This is a genomic window from Tomitella gaofuii, from assembly GCF_014126825.1.
GTDB lineage: Bacteria > Actinomycetota > Actinomycetes > Mycobacteriales > Mycobacteriaceae > Tomitella > Tomitella gaofuii.
Window position 1 is genome coordinate 3,698,978 of record NZ_CP059900.1, and the last position, 16,258, is coordinate 3,715,235.

Annotated in this window: 12 protein-coding genes; 7 read left to right on the forward strand and 5 right to left on the reverse strand. The window is 74.1% G+C overall.

Translation table 11 applies throughout. The features are described 5' to 3' along the window. Positions 1-70: 70 nt before the first annotated feature. From H4F70_RS17205 to H4F70_RS17220, 4 genes are all read right to left on the reverse strand, one after another. Positions 71-1,354, reverse strand: a complete 1,284-nt coding sequence (locus H4F70_RS17205; protein ID WP_182358084.1) for an alpha/beta hydrolase-fold protein — start codon at positions 1,352-1,354, stop codon at positions 71-73. Continuing rightward, positions 1,351-2,223 carry an ABC transporter ATP-binding protein gene (locus tag H4F70_RS17210; protein WP_182358085.1) on the reverse strand — a complete coding sequence of 291 codons (873 nt, stop codon included), beginning with the start codon at positions 2,221-2,223 and terminating at the stop codon, positions 1,351-1,353. Before H4F70_RS17210 ends, H4F70_RS17205 begins: the two co-directional genes overlap by 4 nt. Continuing rightward, on the reverse strand, positions 2,220-3,233 hold the full coding sequence (locus H4F70_RS17215; RefSeq protein ID WP_220471727.1) for a FecCD family ABC transporter permease: 1,014 nt from the start codon (positions 3,231-3,233) through the stop codon (positions 2,220-2,222). The genes H4F70_RS17210 and H4F70_RS17215 overlap by 4 nt, the downstream gene beginning before the upstream one ends. A gap of 112 nt (positions 3,234-3,345) precedes the next feature. Beyond that, positions 3,346-4,464 carry a FecCD family ABC transporter permease gene (locus H4F70_RS17220; protein WP_182358086.1) on the reverse strand — a complete coding sequence of 373 codons (1,119 nt, stop codon included), beginning with the start codon at positions 4,462-4,464 and terminating at the stop codon, positions 3,346-3,348. A 188-nt stretch (positions 4,465-4,652) separates the two neighbouring features. On the opposite strand from H4F70_RS17220, the gene H4F70_RS17225 reads away from it, so the two are divergent. Genes H4F70_RS17225 through H4F70_RS17240 form a run of 4 tightly spaced genes read left to right on the forward strand, consistent with a single transcriptional unit; the run spans position 4,653 to position 11,788 of the window. Then, the gene (locus H4F70_RS17225) at positions 4,653-5,675 is read left to right on the forward strand and encodes an ABC transporter substrate-binding protein (protein WP_182358087.1); all 1,023 of its coding nucleotides are present in this window, start codon (positions 4,653-4,655) and stop codon (positions 5,673-5,675) included. Next, a complete protein-coding gene (locus H4F70_RS17230; RefSeq protein WP_182358088.1) occupies positions 5,675-7,456 on the forward strand; it encodes a (2,3-dihydroxybenzoyl)adenylate synthase in 1,782 nt (593 codons plus the stop codon). Before H4F70_RS17225 ends, H4F70_RS17230 begins: the two co-directional genes overlap by 1 nt. Positions 7,457-7,511: 55 nt before the next feature. Further along, entirely contained in the window at positions 7,512-7,766 is a 255-nt protein-coding gene (locus H4F70_RS17235; protein ID WP_182358089.1) for a phosphopantetheine-binding protein, read from the forward strand. Continuing rightward, positions 7,763-11,788: a non-ribosomal peptide synthetase gene (locus H4F70_RS17240; protein ID WP_182358090.1), complete on the forward strand. Its 4,026-nt coding sequence runs from the start codon at positions 7,763-7,765 to the stop codon at positions 11,786-11,788. Before H4F70_RS17235 ends, H4F70_RS17240 begins: the two co-directional genes overlap by 4 nt. Before the next feature lie 102 nt (positions 11,789-11,890). On the opposite strand, the gene H4F70_RS17245 is transcribed toward H4F70_RS17240, so the two are convergent. Beyond that, the gene (locus H4F70_RS17245; protein ID WP_182358091.1) at positions 11,891-13,180 is read right to left on the reverse strand and encodes an adenylosuccinate synthase; all 1,290 of its coding nucleotides are present in this window, start codon (positions 13,178-13,180) and stop codon (positions 11,891-11,893) included. Positions 13,181-13,464: 284 nt separating this feature from the next. Here H4F70_RS17245 and H4F70_RS17250 point away from each other — a divergent pair, with 284 nt between their 5' ends. From H4F70_RS17250 to H4F70_RS17260, 3 genes are read left to right on the forward strand one after another with little or no spacing between them, the layout of a single operon-like run. Further along, positions 13,465-14,106 carry a hypothetical protein gene (locus H4F70_RS17250; protein ID WP_235681190.1) on the forward strand — a complete coding sequence of 214 codons (642 nt, stop codon included), beginning with the start codon at positions 13,465-13,467 and terminating at the stop codon, positions 14,104-14,106. After that, positions 14,107-14,904, forward strand: a complete 798-nt coding sequence (locus H4F70_RS17255) for a site-2 protease family protein (protein WP_182346549.1) — start codon at positions 14,107-14,109, stop codon at positions 14,902-14,904. 45 nt (positions 14,905-14,949) lie between these two features. Continuing rightward, positions 14,950-16,188 carry a S1C family serine protease gene (locus tag H4F70_RS17260; RefSeq protein ID WP_182358092.1) on the forward strand — a complete coding sequence of 413 codons (1,239 nt, stop codon included), beginning with the start codon at positions 14,950-14,952 and terminating at the stop codon, positions 16,186-16,188. Positions 16,189-16,258: the final 70 nt, after the last annotated feature.

A 16,258-nucleotide genomic window follows, 5' to 3' on the forward strand; every position in this document is an offset into this window, starting at 1 on the left:
CGATCAACGTTTTGGTTAGCCTAACCTAACAGATCCGATGCCGGGTCGCCAAGCGGCTCAACGGGTCCGGCTACCATCCGCGTGTCAGCGATGCGAGCCCGCCGGCGATGCCGACCCGCCAGCAGGCGAGATCGTGGCCACCGCCGAACTCCCGATACACCACCGGATACCCCTTGCGCTCGAGGACGTCCCGGAACCGGCGGGCCGGCAGCAGGTTCACCCACTCGTCGCGGCCGACCTCCAGGTGAAAACGCACGGGAAGCCGCGCGCGCCGCGCGTACCAGTCGGTGAGCCATTCGCGCCCGTCCGGCACGGCCTCCCCACCGGGACCGCGTCCCCGCCACCACAGCGAGGGCGACTGCGCCAGAACGCATCCGATGCGCTCCGGCGCCGAGCCCGCGGCGAACGCCGCCGCCAGCCCGCCCAGGCTCTGGCCGGCGATGATGGTGCGTTCCGGTGCCCGTGCGATCCGCCATCGCCGCTCCGCCCACGGCAGCAGCTCGTCGGTGAGGAACCGCACGAACGGCACGTGGCAGGTCAGCTCCTCACCGCGCACCGACGGCCCCAGCGTGTCGACGGCCACCGTCACCATCGGGGGCAGTTCGCCTCGCGCGTAGAGGTGGTCGAGCGCTGGCGCGATCGGCGCGGTCTCGAACCAGGTGGCGCCGTCGAGGAGCACCAGCACCGGATATCCGTCCACCGGAACGCCGGCCCCGGAGCGGCCGTGCGGTACATGCACCCACACGCGACGGCTGTTGCCCAGCACGGTGCTGGGCAGTGCGTGCACCGCCACCGCGCCGGCGGGCGTGCCCGGCGGCGGATCCAGGTGGTCGTCCGCGGGCGCCTGGGGCATCGCCGCCACGCTCTTGTCTGCGCCGCCGGGCTGCGCCAGCCGGCGCGGGCCGTGCGGGTCGGGTACGGCCGCGGCGAGGTCGCCGGGCCCGTCGCCCGGCACCAGGTGATAGCTGCCCCGCCAGTCGGCCGGGAGCCGGTAGGCGAGCCACCACACGTCGGTCCCCGTGACGTTCCGCATCCGCGAGGCAGCGGGGTCCGCGCGGTCGTGCAGCTTGTTCACCATGGCGAGGGCCGGCCCGCCGCGGTGGACGAAAGTGGCGATCACCTCGTCCGCCCGGGCCGTGCCGCCGTTCGCATCGCCGCCCGGGACCGCCTCGACCAGCGGCGCCCCTTCCTCGGCGACCTGCCCCCAGAAGGACTCCACCGCGCCCGGTACGCCCCGCCTCACCTCCTCCTCGAGGCGCCCGATGCGGGGGCTGGCCGCCAGCGGCGCCGGTGCGGGCCGGGGCGACCGCGGCGGCGTGGCGTGGCGCTGCACTGCGGCGCGCGACGCCGTCACGCGTGCACCGCCGCAGGCGGGGGGCCGTGCACCACGTCCGCCCCGGAATCGCCGGCCGCTCCGCCGACCGGCGGCTCCTTGGTCACCACCACCGGTGCACCATCGCTGGGCGCGGTGAGGATGTCCGCGTCGATGTCGAACAGCGTCCGCACCAACGCCGCGTCCACGACCTCGCCCGGCGGCCCCCACGCGACCACCTCGCCGTCGCGCATGGCCAGCACGTCGTCCGCGTAGCGCGCGGCGGCGCCGATGTCGTGCACCACCATCACCACCGTGCGGCCGTCCCGGGCGACCCCCCTGGCGAGCCCCAGCACGCTCGCCGCGTGCCCCAGGTCGAGGGCGCTCGTCGGCTCGTCGAGCAGCAGCACCGGCGACTCCTGGGCCATGACCATGGCGAACCAGCAGCGTTGCCGCTGGCCGCCGGACAGCTCGTCCAGGCGCCGCCCCGCGAGCGACGTCGTGCCGGTGGCCTCCAGCGCGGCGGTCACAGCCTGCTCGTCGCGGTGCGACCACTGGCGGAACAAACCCTGGTGGGGATGCCGCCCGTAGCCCACCAGGCCGGCCACGGTGAGCGCCTCGGGGGCCTGCGGTGATTGCGGCAGCAGCGCCACCCGGTGCGCGGCCTGGCGCGGACGCATCCGCCACAGGTCCTCGCCGCCCACCGTCACCGCGCCCGCGGTCGGCTTGTGCAGACGGGCGATCGACCGGAGCAGTGTGGACTTGCCGCAGCCGTTGGGCCCGACGATGGCCACGACGCGCCCCGCCCCCGCGGTGAACGACACGTCGCGCACCGCGGGCGCGCCCGCATAGCCCGCGCTGAGCCCGGACACTTCCAGACTCCAGCCCACGGCGGCAGTCGCTTCGGTCATCGGCCTTCTCCTTCTCGCGACAACAGCACCCACAGCAGGAACGGCCCTCCCAGCACGGCGGTGACCACGCCGGCGGGGATCTCGACGGGGGCGAGCGTCCGGGCGGCGAGGTCGGCGGCGACCACCAGCACCGCGCCCACCACCGCGGACGAGAGCACCGGGACCCGCGCCGGGCCGGCCAGCCGCGAGGCGATCACCGGTGCGGCCAGCGCGACGAACCCGATGGGGCCGCCGACGCCGACGGCCAGGCCCGCCATGCCGACGGCCACCGTCAGCACCGCCAGCCGGGTGCGGTCCGGGCGCAGCCCCAACGTCGCGGCGGTGGCGTCGTCGAGCCGCAGCACCCCCAGCCTCCGCGCCATCAGCAGCGCGAGGGGGAACAGCACGGCCATGCCGACCGCCACCGGCACCGCGGTCTCGTAGCCGCGACCGTTGAGGCTGCCCATGGTCCACAGGAACGACCCGCCCGCGGAGTTGATGTTCTGGGTTGCCAACACCAGCTGGGTGACCGACGAGAGCATGGTGGTCAGCGCGACGCCCACGATGAGCACCCGGTAGCCGGCCCGGCCCATTCCGCCGGCCAGCAGCACCACGACGAGCCCGGCCGCCGCCGCTCCCACCGGCCCCGCCCACCACGCGCCGACCAGCCCGGTCACGCTGGCGCCCGCGACGGCGAGCATCGCGGTGGTGGCGCCCTCGCTGACGCCGAGCATGTCGGGGGTGGCCAGGCGGTTGCGGGCGAGCGTCTGCGACAGGCACCCGGCGGCGCCCAGGCCCGCCCCCGCCAGCAGCGCGCACACCACCCGGGGCAGGAATATCTGCTGCACAAGCAGGTTCACGCCGTCACCGGCGCGGCCGAACAACCCGGCGAGCAACTCCCCGGTGCCGAACCCCGCCGAGTCGGTGAGCAGTGACGCCACGACCAGCGCCGCCGCGCACACCGCCATCACGGCGACGACGAGGCTCCCCCGCCGCGCGAGCACCACGGAGTAGCCGCCGACGCGGACCACGAACCCGTCCGGGGCCGCGCAGCCGCCGCGCCGTCCCCCGCACCGTCGCCGTCCGGCAGCGGGTTTGCGGCCGGCGACGCGATTTCGGCCCGCATCGGCCCTCCGGCCGCCGTCACAGCGCCCCCTGCTTCGACGCGCCCAGCGTGAGCAGCCGGGGCGAGCGGGCGAGCACGATGAGCAGCGGCGCCCCGATGAGCGCGAGCAGCACCGCCACCGGCGCCTCGTACGGGGCGATCACCAGCCGGGCGGCCACGTCCGCCACCAGCACCGCGAGCGCGCCGGCGAGCCCCGCGAAGAGCAGTTGCGGCACCATCGCCGTGCCGACCACCGCGCGGGCGATGTACGGCGCGAGCAGCCCGACGAAGGCCACCGGCCCCGCCACCGCCACCGACGCCGCCGTCAGCAGCGTCACCGCGACGACCACGACCGACCGGATCAGCTTGGGCCGGTGCCCCAGCGACCGCGCCGTCTCGTCGCCCAGCGAGAGCGCCGACAGCGGACGGGCGGAGGCGAGCGCGATGACGACGCCCACGATCACGAACGGCAGGACGTCGACCACCGACTCGGCCGACACCCCGGACAGCGATCCGAGGATCCACCACCGGTATTCGTCATAGCTGGCCTGTTTACCCAACAGGAGGTACGCGGTGACGCCGCGGACGGTGGCGCCGATCGCCGCGCCGGCGAGCACCAGGCGCAGCGGCGACGCCCCGCCGGACCCTTTGGCGGCGATGAGCAGGACCAGGGCGCTGACGATGAGCGCACCGGCGAACGCCCACCCGAGCCGTGCGGTCCCCGTCCCCGCGGCGCCGAGCATGATGCCGGAGACCACCCCCAGCGCGCCGCCCGCGTTGACGCCGAGCAGCCCGGTCTCCGCGAGGGGGTTGCGCGTGACCGCCTGCAGCAGTGCGCCGGCCACGCCCAGTGCCACGCCGATCAGGAGTGCGGCGAACGTCCGCGGCAAGCGCAGGTCCATCACGACGATGCGGAGGTGCTCGTCGGCGCGCGCGTCGCCGCCGCCCACCAGGAACTGCACCGCGCGCCACACGCCCGTGTCGCCCGACCCGAACAGCAGCGACGCCACGGCGGCCAACAGCACGGCCAGCAGCAGGAGTGCGGCCAGCACGACGTGACGCCGTGTGCCGAACCGGTTCCGCTTGCCGCCCAACGGGGTAGGAGACACCCCCCTGGCGCCGGGGCGGCGGTCCGTGGCAGCATGATCGACGATCATGAAGTTAGCCTAAGCTAACCGATGCGGCGGGGTCGAACGGCCCCCGCCGAGCGGGACGACGCGGACCCGCCGGGCTCGACGCCTCCGGCAGGCCGGGACAGGTCGCGCGTCCACGCGGGATTCCATCGCAGGATCGATGGAATCCACGACGACAATAGCGAGATCCACGACAACGATACGGAGCTTTCATGCCGCAATCAACGATCGGCGCCCACCCCGCGCCCCGGGGCCGCACCGGCGGGGGCCGCCGCAGGTCCGGCGTCGCCGCGCTGTTCACCGCCCTCATGGCACTGATGCTCGCGCTCACCGCCTGCGGCAGCGGATCCGGCGGGTCGGGAGACGCCGATGCGGCAGCGGCGGCCTCGTCGGAGACCATCACCATCACCGACGCCACCGGCACCGAGGTCGAGGTGCCGGCCGATCCCCAGCGCGTCGTGACGCTGAGCGAGCTCGACCTCGACGCCGCGCTCGCCCTCGGCGTGACGCCCGTGGGCGCGACGGCCGGACGCGGCCAGGACGGCGCACCGCGCTACCTGGGCGACAAGGCCGAGGGCGTCACCATGGTCGGCACCGTCACCGGTCCCGAGCTGGACAAGGTGATCAAGGCCGACCCGGACGTCATCCTCGCGGGCCAGGTGCGCGACCAGCAGGTGCTCGCCCGCCTGCGCCAGATCGCGCCCACCGTCGTCACCTTCCAGCTCGGCGAGAACTGGAAGGACGCGTTCGCCACCATCGGAGAAACGCTCGGCCGCACCGACCAGCAGCAGGCCTTCATGGAGGACTACCAGGCCAAGGTGGCGTCGGTGCAGCAGGACCTGGGCCCGGCCGCAGGCTCCGTCGTCAGCGTGGTGCGCTGGAACCCCAAGGGGCCCAGCACCATCAACAAGGGCACCTTCGCGGGCAGCGTACTCAACGACCTCGGCTTCCAGCGCCCCGAGGCGCAGCAGGAGACCGCGCAGCACAGCATGCCGCTGAGCATGGAGAACCTCGACGCCATCGACGGCGACTGGATCTTCGTGGGCACCCTCTCCGGGCAGGGCAACGACGTCGACGCGCTCGACGCCGCGATGGCCAGCCCGTCGTTCGCCGCGCTCTCCGCCGTCCAGGAGGGCCACGTCAGCACCGTCGACGGCTCGCAGTGGATGAGCCTGGGCGGCCCGCTCGCCGCGATGGCCATGCTCGACGACGTCGACGAGGCGATGGCGAACTGATGGCCGGCACCACCACGCGGACCCGCTACCCCGACTGGCCCGAGGACTACGCCCGCCGCTACCGCGCGCAGGGACTCTGGCGCGACGAAACGCTGTGCGATGTGCTGCGAGCGCGCGCCGCCGCGCACGGCGACCGGCTCGCGCTCGTCGCCGGCGAAACCCGCCTGACCTACGGCGAGCTCGCAGCGCGCGTCGACGCCCTCGCGGCGGGGCTGCACCGGACGGGCATCCGGCGCGGCGACCACGTGGTGGTGCACCTGCCCAACGGCGCGGAGTTCGTCGAAACCTTCTTCGCGCTGCTGCGCCTCGGCGCCGTGGCGGTGCTGGCGCTGCCCGCGCACCGGCGCACCGAGATCGCGCAGTTCTGCGGGCACACCGGCGCCGTCGCGTACATCGTCGCCGACAAGCACCTCGGATTCGACTACCGCGCGCTCGCCGCCGAGATCGCGGCGGACCTGCCCGCGCTGCGGCACGTCATCGTGGCCGGCGAGCCGGGGCCCGTCGGCGAATCGCACGGGTTCGTCCGGCTCGACGCGCTGTACTCGGCCGCGGGAAATCTGGCCGACGGGGAAGACGCCGCCGCCGCGCTCCCGGATCCCCCCGTCGCCTCCGACGTGGCGCTGCTGCAGCTGTCCGGCGGCAGCACGGGCGTGCCCAAGCTCATCCCGCGCCGCCACGAGGACTACCTGTGCGCGATCCGCGAGAGCCTCGACGCCTGCCCGCTGGACGCGTCCTCGGTGTTCCTCGGGGCGCTGCCCGTGGCGCACAACTTCCCGTTCGTCTCCCCCGGCATCCTCGGCGCGTTCCACGCCGGCGCCACCGTGGTCCTCGCGCACGTGCCGAGCCCCGACGTGGTGTTCGCGCTCATCGAAGCGGAGCGCGTCACCATCACCTCGGCCGTCCCGCCGCTGGCGCTGTCGTGGCTGGCGGCCGCGGCCTCCACCGACCGCGACCTGTCGACCCTCGAGGTCCTGCAGATCGGCGGCGCAGCGTGCGGCACCGACCTGGCGCGGCGGGTGGGCCCCGAGCTGGGCGCCACCCTGCAGCAGGTCTTCGGCATGGCCGAGGGGCTCATCAACTACACCCGCCTGGACGACCCGCACGAGGTGATCGTCGCGACGCAGGGCCGCCCGTGCTCCGCGGCCGACGAGATCCGCATCGTCGACGACGCCGGCGCCCCGGTGCCCGACGGCGCCCCCGGGCACCTGCTCACCCGCGGCCCCTACACCATCCGCGGATACTTCGAACCCGCCCGGGGCGACGGCGGCGCCGCAGACCCGTCCGTTCCCGGCTCCGGCTCCCCCGCCGACCCCAATCGCACCGCGTTCACCGACGACGGGTTCTACCGCACCGGCGACCTGGCAGTGCTGCGGCCCGACGGCAACCTCGCGGTGGTCGGCCGCGCCAAGGAACAGATCAACCGCGGCGGGGAGAAGGTCTCACCCGACGAGGTCGAGGGACGCCTGCTCGCCCACCCCGGCATCCACGACGCGGCCGTCGTCGCCGTGCCGGACGACGCTCTGGGCGAGCGCACCTGCGCGTTCGTCATCCCCCGCCGCGCGCAGGCAGGTCCGGCGCATACTCGCCCGGCGCAGGAGTCCGACGTGCCCGCGCTCGGCCCCCGGGACGTCACCCGCTACCTGAGGCGGGACGGCCTGGCGGCGTACAAGATCCCCGACCTGGTGGAGATCGTCGACGAGTTTCCGGTGATCGGGGTCGGCAAGATCAGCAGGGCGCAGCTGCGGCGCGCACTGGCCGAATCCCGCCGCGCCGGAGAGTGACTCCCTCCCCAGCCTGTTCCCACCCGATTCCGAACCTGAAAGGCGGCGCATCCGCATGACCACCCCCTTGCCTGCGACCCTGGAGGAACTCCGCCGCGACGTCAGCGAGATCCTCGAGGACCCGGAGGTGCTCACCCTCGCCGGCGACGACGACCTTCTCGAGCTCGGCATCGACTCGATGCGGATGATGACGCTGGTGACCCGGTGGAACGAGCGCGGGGTGGAGGTCGGCTTCGTCGAACTCATCGAGGAGCCGTCGCTGGACGCCTGGCTGGCGCTGGTCTCCCGCGGCGACCGCCCGGGCGCATGAGCAGCACCCTGCCGCTGACCCGCGCCCAGTCGGGGATCTGGTTCGCCCAGCAGCGCGATCCGGGCAGCCCCGCGTTCCACTGCGCCGAGTACGTGCGCATCAGCGGCCCGATGGATGCCGCCGCGCTGGAAGTGCTCCGGCATGCTCTGCGCCGCGTCGTCGCCGAGACCGGCACGCTCACCGCACGATTCGACGCCGGCGCACCGGGCGCGGAGGGCGAGCCCCGCCAGGTGCTGGGGGCCGCGTTCGACGATCCGATCCGCATCCTCGACCTGTCCGGCGAGCCGGACCCGGAGGCGGCCGCGCAACGCGTGATGCGCGACGCGACGGACGAGACTCCGGACCTCGAACGCGGCGGGCTGTGCACGGCCATGATCCTGACGCTGGGGCACCCCGCCGGCGGCGGCTGCTGCTGCGATGTACTGCTCTACCTGCGCGCCCACCACATCGTGCTCGACGGGTTCGGCTTCTCCTCGGTGATCCGGCGCACCGCGCGGGTGTTCACGGCGTACGAACGCGGAGAAGAGCCCTCCGCGAGCCCCTTCGCGCCGCTCGACGCGCTCCTCGCCGAGGAGCACGACTACCGCGCATCGCCGGACTTCGCCGCGGACCGCGCGTTCTGGGCGGACCGCCTCGCCGGCCGCGGACACGCGCGCAGCCTGGCCGACCGCGCGCAGCCCGCCGCCCGCGACGTGCTGCGCCACGGCGGCACACTGCCCCGCGCGACCGCGCACGCGCTGGATACGACGGCGCGCACGCACGGCGTCGCCTGGCCCGAGTTGACCCTCGCCGCTGCCGCCGCCTACGTCGGCCGCATCACCGGGTCCGCGGACGTCGTGCTGGGCCTGCCGGTCCTCGCGCGCACCGGCTCCGCCGCCGCGAAGGTCCCCACCACCACGGTCAACGTGCTGCCGCTGCCGCTCACCATCGGCGAGGACGACGACCTGCCCGCGCTGGCCCGTTCCGTGCACGACGGGATCGCCGCGGCCCGCGCGCACCAGCGCTACCGGCACGAGGACCTGCGCCGCGACCTCGGCCTGGTCGGCGGGAACCGGCGGCTCTCCGGGCCCCAGATCAACATCAAGCCGTTCGGGTATCCGCTCCGGTTCGGCGGCCGGCGGGCCGCAGTGCACTACCTGGCGGCCGGGCCGGTCGAGGACATCGAGCTGACCGTGCACACCGCCGCCCCCGACGGCGCGCTCGGCTTCGACATGACCGCCAACCCGCACCTCTACGGACCCGACGAGCTGGCCGCGCACCACGCCCGGCTGCACGAGCTCGTCACCCGCGCCGCCACGGGCACGGCCCCCGGGCCGGTGCGGACGCTCGACGTCGCCACCCGCGCCGAGCTGCGGATGATCGACGCCTGCAACGACACCGGGCACGACGTCGACCCGACCACCCTCATCGACCGCATCGAGGCCGCCGCGCGGCGCACCCCCGGGGCGCCCGCGCTGCGCTTCCGCGGTGAGACGCTCACCTACGCGGAGCTCGACGCGCGCGCCGCCCGGCTCGCCGCCCTGCTGCGCAGAGAGCACGGCATCGGCGGCGGGGACACGCCCGACGGCGCGCCGTGCGACATCGTCGCCGTCGCCCTCCCCCGCTCGTTCGAGCTGGTCGTGGCGCTGGTCGCGACGCTCAAGTGCGGCGCCGCCTACCTGCCGGTGGACCCCGACTACCCCGACGGCCGGATCGCCTACCTCCTCGATCACGCGCGGCCGGGATGCGTGGTCACCACCGGCGCCGAGGCTGCCCGGCTCCCCGACACCCCCGCCGCACCGGTCGTGCGGCTCGACGCCCCCGCCGTCGCCGCCGCGCTCGCCGCGCCCGCGGATCCCGTCACCCGGCCCTCGGACCTGCTCGACAGGCCCGCCTACGTCATCTACACCTCCGGCTCCACCGGCGCCCCCAAGGGCGTCGTGGTGGGGCACCGGGCGATCGTCAACCGGCTCGCGTGGATGCAGCATGCCTTCGGCCTCGGCGCCGACGACCGCGTGCTGCAGAAGACCCCGTCCGGCTTCGACGTGTCCGTCTGGGAGTTCTTCTGGCCGCTGATGACCGGGGCCGTGCTGGTGCTCGCCGAGCCGGGCGGGCACCGCGACCCCGCATACCTCGCCGGGCTCATCGCGGACGAGGGCGTCACGACGATCCACTTCGTCCCGTCGATGCTCGAGGCGTTCTGCGGCGAGCCCTCCCTGAAGCGCCGGCCCGGCACCACGCCACTGCGGCGGATCGTGTGCAGCGGAGAGGCCCTCGACGCGGGCCTGGCGGACACTGCGGAGTCGTTGCTGGGCGCGCCCGTGTTCAACCTCTACGGGCCCACCGAGGCCGCGGTGGACGTGAGCTGGTGGCGGCACGCCACGGGATCGGGGTCGGTCCCCATCGGACACCCCGTGTGGAACACGCGGTTGCACGTGCTCGATTCGGCCATGCGCCCCGCCCCGCCCGGCGTGGCCGGCGACCTGTACCTGGGCGGCGTCCAGCTGGCGGACGGCTACCTGCACCGGCCGGACCTCACCCGCGAGCGGTTCGTCCCCGACCCGTTCGGGCGCGCGGGAGAACGGCTGTACCGCACGGGCGATCAGGCGCGCAGGCGGTCCGACGGCGCGGTCGAGTACCTGGGGCGCGACGACGACCAGGTGAAGATCCGCGGGGTGCGCATCGAACCGGCCGAGATCGCCGCGGTCCTGCGCGGCCTCGGCGGGGTGGCGCAGGCCGCCGTCGTCGCGACCCGGGCCGGCGGGGACGGCCCGATGATGCTCGTCGGCTACGCGGTGCCGGAGGACGGCGCGACGATCGACCCGGCCGCCGTCCGCCGGGGCCTGGCGGAGCGGCTCCCCGCGGCGATGGTGCCCGCGCACATCGTGCCCCTCGCCGCGCTCCCGGTGACCGCCAACGGAAAGCTCGACCGGTCCGCGCTGCCGGCCCCCCAGGCCGACGGCAAAGCGGCGCACACCGCATCCGAGGCACCCCGTTCGCCGCGCGAGCAGGCCCTGTGCGAACTCATGGCCGACGTGCTGGGGCTCGGATCCGTCGCGCCCACCGACGATTTCTTCGACCTCGGCGGGCATTCGCTCGCGGCCGTCGCCCTGGTGCGCCGGATCCGCGACGCGCTGGGCGCCGACGTCGGCGTCGGCACCGTCTTCGCCGCGCCCGACGCCCGCTCACTCGCCGCGGAATTGGACGCAGGGACGCCGGACCGCTCGCTCGACGTGCTGTTCCCGCTGCGTTCGGGGGCGGGATCCGATGCCGGCGCAGCAGAGACGGACCCGGCGCTGTACTGCGTGCACCCGGCGGGCGGGCTCGGCTGGTGCTACGCGGGGCTCGCACGCCGGCTGCCGCCCGGGCGGCCGGTGATGGCCGTGCAGGCGCGGGGGCTCGACGGACGCGGCGCACTGCCCGCCGGCATCGAGGCCATGGCCGCCGAGTACGTGACCGCGATCCGCGGCTCCGGCGACAAGGGCCCCTACCACCTGCTGGGCTGGTCCGTCGGCGGGGTGATCGCGCAGGAGATGGCGGTGCAGATTCAGCAGTCCGGCGGCACCGTCGCGTCGCTGACCCTGCTCGACGCGTACCCGGGCGACCAGTGGCGCGGGCTCGCGGCGCCCACCGAGGACGAGGCGCTCCGGGCGCTGCTGCACATGGCCGGCCAGGACCCGGACGAGGGGCCCGGATCCGGCCGGGCCGCCGTCATGGACCGGCTGCGCCGCGGCGGGAGCGCGCTGGGCAGCCTCGGCGAGGAGACGCTGTCCGCGGTGATCGACATCGTCACCAACAACGCGCGGCTCATGCGCGAGCACGAGCACCGGGTGTTCAAGGGCGACGTGCTGTTCTTCACCGCGGCCGCCCCGCGCGCAGAGTCCTGGCTGCACCGCGACTCCTGGCTGCCGCACGTCTCCGGCGTCATCGAGGGCCACGACCTGCCCCTGACGCACCCCGAGATGATCCGGGCCGCCGCACTGGACACCGTGGGCCCCGTGCTGGCGGAACGGCTCAGGCTGGGGGACGCCCAGGGCGGGTGACCCGCCCCGGTCCGGCCGCCCCGGTCCGCGCACCGGATCTCGCTGCAGCGCCGATATCCGGTGCGCGGAATGCCCACCGGGTACTCGGACCGGGGCCGCGCCTCAGTGGATGACGTCGCGGCGGACGATCGTCTCGTCGCGCCCGGGCCCCACGCCGATGCAGGAGACCGGCGCGCCGGCGAGCTCCTCGATGCGCTCGACGTACCGGCGCGCGTTGGCGGGGAGCTCCTCGAACGAGCGCACGTGGGTGATGTCCTCGGACCACCCGGGCAGTTCCTCGTAGACGGGGACCGCGTGGTGGATGTCGGTCTGCGTCATCGGCCACTCGTCGACGCGCTTGCCGTCGATCTCGTAGCCCACGCAGATCGGCACCGTCTCAAGGCCGGAGAGCACGTCGAGCTTGGTGAGGAAGTAGTCGGTGATGCCGTTGATGCGGGTGGCGTACCGGGCGATGACCGCGTCGAACCACCCGCATCGGCGCGAACGGCCGGTGGTCACGCCCACCTCGCCGCCGTGCTTGGCCAGGTACTCGCCCCACTCGTCGAACAGCTCGGTGGGGAACGGCCCGGAGCCCACGCGCGTGGTGTAGGCCTTGAGGATGCCGAGCACAGTGGTGATCCGCGTGGGCCCGATGCCCGAGCCCACCGCGGCGCCGCCGGCCGTCGGGTTGGACGACGTCACGTACGGGTAGGTGCCATGGTCGACGTCCAGCAGCGTGCCCTGCGAACCCTCGAGCAGCACGTTGTCGCCGCGTTCGAGCGCCGCGCCCAGGGTCATCTGGGTGTCGGAGATGCGGTGGCGGAAGCGTTCGGCCTGCGCGAGCACGTCGTCGACCACCTGCTGCGGGTCGAGCGCGCGGCGGTTGTACACCTTGACGAGGATCTGGTTCTTCAGCTCCAGGGCCGCCTCGACCTTCTGGGTGAGGATCTTCTCGTCCAGCACGTCGGCCGCGCGCACGCCCACGCGCGCGATCTTGTCCTGATAGCAGGGGCCGATACCGCGGCCGGTTGTGCCGATCTTCTTGTTGCCCAGGAACCGTTCGGTGACCTTGTCGATGGCCACGTGGTACGGCATGAGCAGGTGGGCGTCGGCGCTGAGCAGCAGCGACGAGGTGTCGACGCCGCGGTCCTCCAGGCCGGCCAGCTCGTCGAGCAGCACGGCGGGGTCCACCACCACTCCGTTACCGATGACGTTGCCGACGCCCGGGGTGAGGATGCCCGAGGGAATCAGGTGCAAGGCGAAGTTGTCCCCGTTGGGGAGGACGACGGTGTGCCCGGCGTTGTTGCCGCCCTGGTAGCGCACCACCCACTGGACCCGCCCGCCGAGCAGGTCGGTGGCCTTGCCTTTGCCCTCGTCGCCCCACTGGGCACCGATCAGAACGATCGCCGGCATCGTGTCTCCTACTACGTTCGGTCCCGGGCGTTGCGGCCGGAACCGGGGTGTTCGGTTTGCGGATGCCGGGGACTCGATCGCGCGCCGACGCACGGCGCCGTGATCCATCGTGCAGGTCCCCGAACACAGCCGGTGCTTCACTTTATCCCAGCACCCTGCGGCCGCCCCTTCCAGCTCCGCCGGGCGTGGCGGGCGATGCCGGACGCGGCAGCCGCCGGCGCCGTCACTACCGGTCGGTACGGCTGCCGGTGCCCGTCGCCCGCACTGCCGATACGATGAATTGCGTGCTGTTGCGATGTGGAGACGCCCCGATCCCGGTCACGCTGCCCTCCGAGGGCGCGGTGGCCGTGTCGGACGTGCCCACGCGTGAGGAGCTTGCCGAGCACCTCCCGCGCACCGAGATGCCGCAGCGCATCATCATCGCCGGGCAGGACGCCGCCCTGGCCTCGGTGCTCACCCATCTGCTGCGGTCCGAGCGCCTCGACGTGGAGGTGGCCTTCGTCCCCGCCTCCCGCACCGACGCCACCCGCATCCACGGACTGGAGAAGGGGGCCAAGGCCGGCCGCGCGGCGATGGAGGGCACCGCCCACGGCACCCCCCTCATCCGCGACGACCTCGGCGTGGTCCTCGTGGGCTGCGCGCAGCTCACCGGCCCGGACGGGGCACGGCTCACCGGTGAGACCTACGTGGACCACCGGCCGCTGTTCGCCGGCGAGGCCGCCGGCATCGAGATCCACCCGACGGGGCATGCGCCGGGCCTGCGCGCCGCCCGTCTGGGCCGGATGCGCCGCAAATGGATCGAGGGCCGGGCCGCGCAGACGGGCGGCGACGCCATCGCGGTGACGCGCGACGGCGTGCCCGAGCCGAAGCGTCTCAAGCGCTCCACGTTCTACCGGCACAACGTCGACTGGCTGCTGGTGCGCTGAGTGCACGTCCGGTCCAGATCCCTGCAGGGCCCGAGCGTCCGGCCCAGCCCGCTGTTCCTCGCCATCGTCGCGGCCACCGCAGCGGCCGGCGTCGCGGCGTGGAACCTCGAGGGCAACCTCACGGCCATGCGTGTCGCCGTGTTCGTCATGGTCGTCGGCGGCTGGGTGGTCTCGCTGTGCCTGCACGAGTTCGCGCACGCCTACACCGCCTACCGGCACGGCGACGCGGACGTCGCCGCCCGCGGCTACCTCACGCTGAACCCGCTGCGCTACACGCACCCCGTGCTCTCACTGCTGCTGCCGGTGCTGTTCATCGCGCTCGGCGGCATCGGGCTGCCCGGCGGCGCGGTGTATCTGCAGACGGGGCACCTGTCGCCCGCCGTGCGACGCCGCATATCCCTCGCCGGCCCGCTCACCAACGCCCTGCTGGCGGTCGTGCTGCTGGTGACGGTGCACTTCCTGGCGGGCACGGACGCGGGCTCTCCCGGCGGTGCGACCCGCGGCGTGGTCTACGGCCTCGCGTTCCTGGGGTTCCTGCAGGTGATGGCGGCCGTGCTGAACCTGCTGCCCATCCCCGGCCTCGACGGCTACGCGCTACTGGAGCCGCACCTGTCGCCGTCCACCCGCCGGTCGTTCGCGCAGTTCGCCCCGTTCGGCATCATCGCCGTGTTCGCGCTGCTCACCATCCGCCAGGTCAACGCGGTGTTCTTCGACGTCATCTACCGGATCGTCGAGGTCTTCGGCGTGCCCCGCGGATACTCGGCCATCGGGTACATGCTGTTCCGGTTCTGGGCGTAGCGGTTCCCGGCATGCCCGCCGCAAGCCCGCCGTAGGGTTGACGGCATGGGCCCTGCGCGCGGGCCGCGCCGCCACGGGACGCTTCGCATGGTGGCGGCGGCGATCATCACTGCCGTGGTCGTGGGCGGCGCCGTGGGCTTCGGCCTGGACCAATGGGATTCCGTCAGGCACAGCGCGCAGGCCCCCTCCGCCACGGCCACCGCGCCCGCATCCCCCACCACCTCGGCCATCGGCGACGCGGGCGCACCGCTGGGCGCGTCGATCGCGCTCGGCGGACCCGCGCCCGCTCTTCCCCCCGACCCGACGGTGGACCAGGTCGCCGCCGCCGTCATCCCCACCACGGTCACCGTGTGGACCGACATCCCCGACGACATCGCCGGGCTGCGCACGCGCGGGGCGGGCACCGGGATCATCCTCACCGCCGACGGCGTGGTGCTCACCAACAACCACGTCGTGTCCGGTTCCCGATCGATCTCCGTCACCGTCCCGTCCACCGGCGCCGAGTTCGACGCGGAGGTCCTCGGCTACGACCGCACGCGCGACATCGCGATCCTCCGGCTGACCGGCCCCGACGGCGCGGCCGCCGCCGGCCTGCCCGCTGCCGCGCTCGGCGACGCCGGTGCACTGCACCTGGGGCAGCCCGTCATCGCGCTCGGCAACGCCGGCGGCACCGGTTCGCTCGTCACCTCGCCGGGCACCGTCACCGCGTTCGACCAGTCGATCCGCGCCACCGACAGCGACGGCACCACCGAGAACCTGGACGGCGTCATCCAGATCGCCGCCGACATCAACCCCGGCGACTCGGGCGGCCCGCTGGTGGACATGACCGGACGCGTGGTGGGCATCAACACCGCCAAGTCGGAATCCGCGCAGGCCGAGGCGGCCGGCGGCCGGGGCTATGCGGTGCCGATCGGCGACGCGCTGGGCGTGGCACGGGTGGTCTTGGGCGCGGCCGCCGCGGGCCCCGGCGGCGCCGCGCAGCACGGCACGGTGCACGTGGGCCCCACCGCGCAGCTCGGGGTACGCGTGCGCAGCCGCACCGCCGAACCCCCACGCGGGGCCGTGGTCGTGGAGATCGTGCCCGGCAGCGCCGCGTCGTCCACTCCCCTGCGGGCGGGCGACGTCGTCACCGCTCTCGACGGCGAACGCATCGCCGGGGCCGACGATCTGAGCTCGGCGATCGACCGGCACCGGCCCGGCGACGTGGTGGAGCTCGAGTGGGTCGACGCGGCCGGCGCCGTCCGGCAGGCCCCCGTCACCCTCGACGAGGGCCTGCCCGGCTGACGGATCATCGGACTCCCGCCCACCAAGCGCTTTCCGCACATCCTTGCGGCGGAAGCAGCAGTTTTCGCTT